At 63.6% G+C, this 297-nt stretch carries 2 pseudogenes; both read right to left on the reverse strand.

What is annotated here, in order from left to right:
* Nucleotides 1-6: 6 nt before the first annotated feature.
* Nucleotides 7-108: pseudogene (rplP, locus tag J3473_RS19310) on the reverse strand (50S ribosomal protein L16); the annotation flags it as partial.
* A 3-nt stretch (nucleotides 109-111) separates the two neighbouring features.
* Nucleotides 112-297: pseudogene (locus J3473_RS19885) on the reverse strand (30S ribosomal protein S3); the annotation flags it as partial.

Here is a 297-nt window from a genome sequence, read left to right on the forward strand (position 1 = left end):
CGCCTACAGGCCGTACCCGCCGAAGCTGACGGCATTGCCGTTCCAGCTCAGGCCTTCATTGCGGCCCTTGTGTACCTTGCGGTACTTGGTTCGCTTGGGTTGCAACATGGCTTAGTCCCTCGCCTCGCGGTTGGCGCGCGCCGGACGGGCCGGACGCTCGCTGCGCTCTGCACGCGGCGCTTCTTCCTGCTTCTCCTGGCCCACCTGCGAGAAGTCGAACACCTCGCCCTTGTAGATCCAGACCTTGGTGCCGATGATGCCGTAGGTCGTCTTGGCTTCAGCGAAGCCGTAGTCGAT

The sequence above is a fragment of the Phycicoccus sp. DTK01 genome (assembly GCF_017312765.1).
Classification (GTDB): Bacteria; Actinomycetota; Actinomycetes; order Actinomycetales; family Dermatophilaceae; genus Phycicoccus; species Phycicoccus jejuensis.